This is a genomic window from Halodesulfovibrio aestuarii DSM 17919 = ATCC 29578 (assembly GCF_000384815.1).
Classification (GTDB): domain Bacteria; phylum Desulfobacterota; class Desulfovibrionia; order Desulfovibrionales; family Desulfovibrionaceae; genus Halodesulfovibrio; species Halodesulfovibrio aestuarii.
Map to the genome: position 1 here is coordinate 136332 of NZ_ARQF01000016.1, position 7245 is coordinate 143576.

3 protein-coding genes and 1 tRNA gene are annotated in these 7245 nt (G+C 45.4%); 2 read left to right on the forward strand and 2 right to left on the reverse strand.

Going from position 1 to position 7245, the window contains the following annotated elements:
* Positions 1–30: 30 nt before the first annotated feature.
* Positions 31–1311 carry an NYN domain-containing protein gene (locus F461_RS0102105; RefSeq protein WP_019999503.1) on the reverse strand — a complete coding sequence of 427 codons (1281 nt, stop codon included), beginning with the start codon at positions 1309–1311 and terminating at the stop codon, positions 31–33.
* A 92-nt stretch (positions 1312–1403) separates the two neighbouring features.
* The gene (gene uvrA / locus F461_RS0102110; RefSeq protein ID WP_019999504.1) at positions 1404–4175 is read right to left on the reverse strand and encodes an excinuclease ABC subunit UvrA; all 2772 of its coding nucleotides are present in this window, start codon (positions 4173–4175) and stop codon (positions 1404–1406) included.
* Between the two features lie 245 nt (positions 4176–4420).
* Between uvrA and F461_RS0102115 the strand changes: the two genes are divergently transcribed.
* Together F461_RS0102115 and F461_RS0102130 are read left to right on the forward strand one after the other, a co-directional pair.
* Positions 4421–4507 (forward strand) — tRNA-Leu (locus tag F461_RS0102115).
* A 674-nt stretch (positions 4508–5181) separates the two neighbouring features.
* Complete coding sequence (locus F461_RS0102130) at positions 5182–7071, forward strand: DNA primase family protein (RefSeq protein WP_019999507.1); 1890 nt, start codon at positions 5182–5184, stop codon at positions 7069–7071.
* Positions 7072–7245: the final 174 nt, after the last annotated feature.

Consider the following 7245-nt stretch of genomic DNA (forward strand, 5'->3'; position numbering starts at 1 on the left):
GGAGCAGATGCTTCCAGCTTTCTTTTAGAGCTATTCTTTTTCCTGCTTAAATGACATCCATTCAAACAGAAGCCTGATTTCTTCATCACGCAGATCGAACTGTGTTCGACTGCATAAATCCTTAACATTACGCATAAATGCTTTTTTCACTTCGTCGAGCACCACCACATCCTGTTCAGAAAGTGGATACCCGCCGCGCGAAATGCCAACAAGAACAAAGTTAACGTGCGCTCTGCCTACCGGCACGCCTGCTTCAACACACTTATCGCGAACATTGCGCGATGTATTAGTAAGGAAGAAGCCGTTCTCATTCACTTCATCTACAATAAACTCTAGAAGCTGATTGTAATGAACAGGCATCAACAATGGAACATCAGTAAGACGATGAACTCTGAGTGCAAAGTCAAACAATTCCGGATACTCTGTTTTAAATTCTGCCCGAACACTCGTTTCTTCCGGCTCATCATGCCTACCCGGATCATATACATATCCCGGTACGACATTTGAAATTTCCAGTTCGCCAAGATCGAGCGCTTCTAAGAATTCGCGAAATCTACCAAACCCGAACCAGTCATGCCCTGCGTCGAGTTCTTTTTGGAGATGATGCGACAGTTGCGCCAAAGGTACCGGAGAAGAAGATTCCTGTACCATACTTTTCACAACATCAGATCCACGAAGAATGATGTCAGTATTAGCGTCTGGTTCTTCCTCTTCATCTACTACATGAGGCGGTACCGGATAGTCATCAACTGCTTTGTCTTCAAGGGCCTGCTGCACAAACCAGTCTTCACGAATACGCCAGGAACTTGCGGCTGTATACGCTGGGGATGCATACCCCACGGAAAGCACTAATGTGCGGCGCGCATGCTCCTGCAATCTTATCAGAAGCGGCGTAAAGTCCGCATCACCGGAAAGTACAATAAATTCATCAAAATGTGTTTTATGGCTCAAGGTATCCATTGCATCCATCACAAGATGAATGTCTGCACTAGTCTTACCCTGATTAGTAAGAGGCGGACAATCAATCACGTTAAATGCTGCGCGGATAAAAAAGGGCCTGTATTGATGGTAACAGTGCGGATTGAGATAACAGCAACGCATTAAAATACGACGGCGAACACCTTCACCGTACAGCATACGCACAGCATGCGTTTCCAACCACTTAAGCCAACGCTGGGGGTTAGTTGCAAACACATGAGCCGCTGAAGGCTCTATCTCTTCCAAGCGCGTGTATATATTGTCGAAATCGACGAATAAAGCGCTATACACCTCCTCAAATCCATACTGATTTCGAAAACCTCTTCGATCCATATTTTCCTCATTACGGATAGAAATAACAAATCAGATTATAAAAGCATAACTCTAGTACGTATAGTGATACCTGCCCAGCATAAAAATAGCAACTATGAACTCTTCCTAACTGCTTGCTCTGCAACTAAATATGCACCTGTGACAGAGTTGCTGTCGTTGATAATTTCCTCAGGAGTGCCCGCTGAGACGATGCGTCCGCCGTTCTCCCCGCCACCGGGTCCAAGGTCGATAACATAGTCAGCAGCCATAATGACGTCAGTATTATGTTCAATAACAATAACAGTTGCGCCCTTATCTACCAATTTTTGCAGCACTCGTATCAACTTACCGACTTCATGCATATGAAGCCCTGTTGTCGGCTCATCAAGAATATACAATGTTCCAGGAAGGTTACGTTTGCCAAGCTCTCTGGAAATCTTGATACGCTGCGCTTCGCCACCGGAAAGGGTCGTCGCAGGCTGTCCAAGACGAATATATTCAAGCCCTACATCTTCCAAAACAGACAAACGGCGCTTCAGCGTTGGGTGATTTTCAAAAAAGGCTTTTGCCTGACGCACTGTCATGCTTAATACGTCAGCAATATTTTTATCTTTATACCGAACCTCAAGGGTCTCATGGCTGTAACGCTTACCGCCACACACATCACATGTTACGTACACATCCGGAAGAAAATGCATTTCGACACGAATCTGCCCATCACCGCTGCATGCTTCACAGCGCCCACCACGGACGTTAAAGCTGAAACGTCCCGGTTTGTAGCCTCGTTTTTTTGCATCCGGTGTCATGGCAAAAATATTACGGATTTCATCAAAAATTTTCGTATAAGTAGCTGGGTTGGAACGCGGAGTACGCCCGATAGGTGTCTGGTCAATTGCAACGATTCGTTCAATATCTTCCAACCCCTTGATCCCTTTGATCTGCCCCGGGTTATCTACCTTAATAGATTTTGCCAGCGAAATATGCTTGTACAATGAATCCACAACTAGAGAACTTTTACCGGAGCCGGAAGGCCCTGTTACGCAGGTAAGCGTTCCGAGTGGGAACTTTACATTCAGATTCTGCAAGTTGTTTGTCGTAACGCCTTCAAGCACAAGATCACGTTCGGCAGTTCTGCGTTGCTCCGGAACATCAATAACCATCTCACCACGCAGGTATTTTGCGGTAAGGGTATCCGCCTCGCCGAGCATTTTTTCCACAGAGCCGTTGAACATTATTTCGCCGCCCAGCATACCGGAACCAGGTCCAAGTTCAATCAGCGTATCTGCTTCACGCATGGTTGCTTCATCATGTTCAACAACAAGCACGGTATTGCCGCGCTTCTGCAAGCTACGAAGCGTATTGATAAGACGGACATTGTCTTTCGGATGCAAGCCAATGGAAGGTTCGTCCAATACATATGTCACACCCACGAGACCGGAACCAAGCTGTGAAGCAAGGCGAATACGCTGTGCTTCACCACCAGATAACGTGGACATATTACGACTGAGAGAAATGTAGTCCAACCCTACGTTCACCATAAAACCAAGGCGATGGGTTAGCTCTTTCAGTAAAGGTTCCGCCACGACCATCTGAGATTCAGAGAACTCCTGTTGTTGCAGCCATTCAAGAGCCCTCCAGATAGAAAGAGAACAAAAATCAGAAATTGAATGTTCACCAACGCGAACAGAAAGAGACTCTTTCTTCAAACGAGCACCGCCACAAACCGGACACGGGCGGCTCTGTCTGTAACGAGACAGTTCATCGCGCCATGCATGACCAAACTGCATGCCGCGTTCAAGCAGAGAGACAACCCCCGGCCAATCTCCCTGACCTTGAAAAAGAGCTTTCCATGCCTTTTCAGAAAATTCAGCAAATGGGGTATCCAACGTAAAACCGTTCTTTTTACCCAACGCTCTCAGGTCACCAGCATACCGCTCCATAACTTTGGGATTCTTCCAAGGCAGAAGACCGCCACTTTTAAGTGACAGCCCTTTGTTCGGCGCAAGCAGGTTTGGTTCAAAGTAATCTACTGAACCGATCCCCGAGCATCGAGAACAGGCACCCTGCGGGCTGTTAAAAGAGAACAGCTGCGGAGAAAGGCGAGGCAGACTAATCTTGCAGGTAGGACAAACAGATTCTGTAGAAAGAGCTCTATCTTCACCACCAACAGTAGAAATGATAAGCCGCCCTTCACCATATTTCAGGGCAAGCTCAACAGAATCTGCCAAGCGCCCGCGCAAACCTTCTTTAATAACAAGACGGTCGATAACGAGATCAATTGTGTGCTTCTTATTTTTCTCAAGTACCGGAGCATCATCAATTGTATGCATCTCACCATTAATGCGAACACGTACAAAGCCCTGCGCTTTCAGCTTCTTAAGTTTGTCAGCATGAGTACCTTTTTGATGCTCAACAAGCGGAGCCAGCACAATAAATTTGGTACCGGTCTCAAGCTCTAAAATTTCGTTAATAATTTCATCAGCAGCACGCGCAGCAATCGGCTTGTTACACTTGGGACAGTACATAATTCCCAGACGGGCATAAAAGACACGTAGAAAGTCATAGATCTCTGTCACCGTCCCCACTGTAGAACGGGGGTTACGGGTGGAAGCAGTTTGCTCCAAAGAAATAGCAGGAGAAAGCCCCTCAATTTTATCAACATCCGGCTTATCCATCTGCGGCAGAAACTGGCGGGCATACGCAGAAAGAGACTCCACGTATCGCCGCTGACCTTCTGCATACACAAGGTCAAAAGCTAAAGTGGATTTACCGGAACCTGAAGGGCCACACACAACAACAAGCTCATCTCGCGGGATATCGAGACTAATATCTTTCAAGTTATGCTGACGGGCACCTTCAATATGAATTACATTATCTTTGGTCATATGCTATCTCATACGTGCTTTGCACTATTAGTAACTAGTTATCATTAAGAGTAGACACTAGCAGTATGTAATCAGTTCTCCAGTTTACGCAACCCTTCAATTGTACAAAAGCAAGTTTGGCAGAAAATCACTCATGTCTCTTCACAAGTTTTCCCCAGCTCGCTATATTTTTTTAGAAAAATGAAAAAGTAGTCTTAAACCTGTTGACAGCAGACGCTACTTCCCATAAACACCTTTTCACACATGCCGGGATGGCGGAATTGGTAGACGCAGCGGATTCAAAATCCGCCGGCTTTACAGCTGTGGGAGTTCAAGTCTCCCTCTCGGTACCATGTGCATTCTCAAGGGGTTACGTACTGTCTTTACGACGGATCGTAATCCCTTTTTTTGCGTTCAATGCCCTGTTGGGTACAACATGGGTACAAGTTTTATTTCCGCCACGTGCATTTCACACAACGCCCAGCCTTTCCCTTTTATCAAGTATATCAACAAAAGACGCCGCGCTAGCGGCTTCCTTACCCCACGCCGCGAACGCGCGTAGCAAGGGAGGGGTGAGGGCTGCTTCCACTACTCCCCCCGTTTCCCCCCTCTCCCCTTTCCAAGATCTCGCAGAAAGGTCTAAAGGGCAGTATTTAGACCCAATTTATCGCTCCAAATCACATAGGTTCTTTCCAGCAATTTTAGCAATACGGGTACACAGAGGCGCAGAGTTTGTGCGGACGTGGTGTTGGAAAAAAACTGAAAATCTGAAAATCGTGCAATTCGCACCCGCTTTACTGCCTGCCGCTATTTTTAATTCAGTGCTACCTGCCACCATTTTACATTTAGTGCAGACTGCCGCCCTTTCAACTTCGGCAGTCTGCATCCCAGTGCAAAAAATTGTTTCACGCAATTTTATTGCCACTCCTAAAACCTGTTTGGAAAAAAACTTACCGGAACCTTACGCTGTTTCTTTAAACTGGCAATGTGCTCCACTTTCTTCTGATCACACATTGGAGGTGGCTGCATGAGCCATTCAAAGAAATCTACGCACAAAAATTCTGCCTCTATCAATATTTCTCCAAGCCCAACAGAAGACAACGCGCAAACAGCTGCGCCAGAACTTACTGTCGCTGAAATTGCACAGCTCAGCTGCGCAGATCTGCGCGCGCTGATCCAGAAGCAAGTGGAGGAAGAGCGCCAGCAAGTTTGGGAACAGACAAAGAAAAACTACCCGAACAAAGAGAACCATCCCAAACGCCTTAATGATGAGCTCAAGACTCCACCGCCGGCTGTGATGGCTTGGAAAGTTATGCATGTTCCAGAAAAACGCGGCCCAAGAATTGACCGCCTAATGGATGCCGTGCGCCGTCAGCAATTGGGGGATGCAGAATTATTGGTTGATTTGATCGGAGACAGATTTTGTTTTGATCACAAGCGAGAAGTATTTATGCAGTTTGTCAATTCTCATTGGAAAGACGATGCAAAAAGACAGCACCGCAAAGAAGTTACTATTATGGCAGAGCAGTTTGATCGGGGAAGTAACTATCTATTTTCAAAATATAAAGAACTTGAATCTCAGATAGAACAACTTTCTCTCAAGATTTCCCAAGCTGGAGACGAACCAGAGCAGGCAGACTTAGCAGCAATTGCAAAGAAGAGAAAAGAACTCAAACAAAACAAGTACAATAGAAAAATGCTTGATGATCGTGCCGCAAAACTCCGCAATGATCGTCGTATTTCCGGCGTAATCAATATGGCTAAAAGCGGCGAAGACACGCTTGGTATTGAAGGTACTGAGTGGGACAAGGATCATACTCTGCTGCCTTGTGCTAACGGCATCATCGACTTGAAGACAGGCCACCTCTTACCGCCAGACCCAAAATACAAAATGCGCCATGCTTCACCATATGAATACCGTGGCTTGCATGAAGAGGCTCCATTCTGGACTGACTTTCTGTACAAAATTTTTTGTAATAATTTGGAATTACTTGAATATTTTGAACGAGTCATTGGCTATGCAGTTACCGGCCTTACCAGTCATAAAGAAATCTACATCGCCATTGGCCCCACAGCCAACAACGGTAAATCGAGTTTATTTAATACAATCATGAAGGTTCTAGGTGGATACAGTTCCACTATCAGTAAGAGCGTATTACTTCAGGGCAACAAAAAAAACGACGGTGCAGACCCTGCCTTAATGGCACTTGAGGGGTTGCGCATGGCTGTAGCATCTGAGCCAGACAGCAGCGAAACCTTTGATAAAGAAATCATTAAGCAGATTACCGGTGCAGATGAAGTTAGTACACGTGGCCTGTATGAATCACAGGTAGTTCTACAACTGTTTTGCAAATTGTTCGTTCACGCAAACTCTGTTCCCCGAATTAAAAATGCTGACCGAGCATTATTCGAACGTATGCGCTTAATCCCATTCAATGCACGCTTCACAAAGAACCTTAAAGAAGTCGATGAAGCCAAGCACATCTATCACGCTAAACCAAGCAATACTGTCAACGACAAGATAGAAGAAGAAGCCCCCGGCATATTGTCTTGGCTTGTCCGCTGTGCTCGAACTTTCCTCTCTGATCTTGACCTTACCCCACCACTAATAGTGAGGCATGAAGTCGAATCTTATACCGAAGATAACGACCCCATTGGGGCATGGGTTGACGATTGGTGCGAAGTGCATCCGCATGACTCAAATGTACGAACAAAAGCCAATGATCTTTATGAATCATTCAAGTGCTACTGCATGGAAGAACTCAAGATAAACGAGAAGTATCTCATGAATAATAAAGGCTTTGGCTCTCAACTGACACAGCGTTTTAAGAAAAAGAAAATAAAAATTTTCTACTACTTCGGCATAAGCATCAAAGCTGGTTTCAAAGCTGAAGAACGCCCTAGCTTACCCAAGTAAGGGAGACCTTCTTTACCCCCATTGGGAGACCTCAAAAAAAGGACGGTCTCCCAATACAACTATCTGTTTTTTAACTTTCTTTTATTTAAAGTAGACGATGTAGACCTTTCTTCAGAAAGCTAGAGGTAGAAAAAAAGAAAATGATGTGCAAAACAACCAAAAATCTCTGCCTTA

Coding starts and splice junctions, on each gene's coding strand:
- F461_RS0102105 (WP_019999503.1), bottom strand. CDS start 1,311: ATGGATCGAAGAGGTTTTCGAAATCAGTATGGATTTGAGGAGGTGTAT.
- uvrA (WP_019999504.1), bottom strand. CDS start 4,175: ATGACCAAAGATAATGTAATTCATATTGAAGGTGCCCGTCAGCATAAC.
- F461_RS0102130 (WP_019999507.1), top strand. CDS start 5,182: ATGAGCCATTCAAAGAAATCTACGCACAAAAATTCTGCCTCTATCAAT.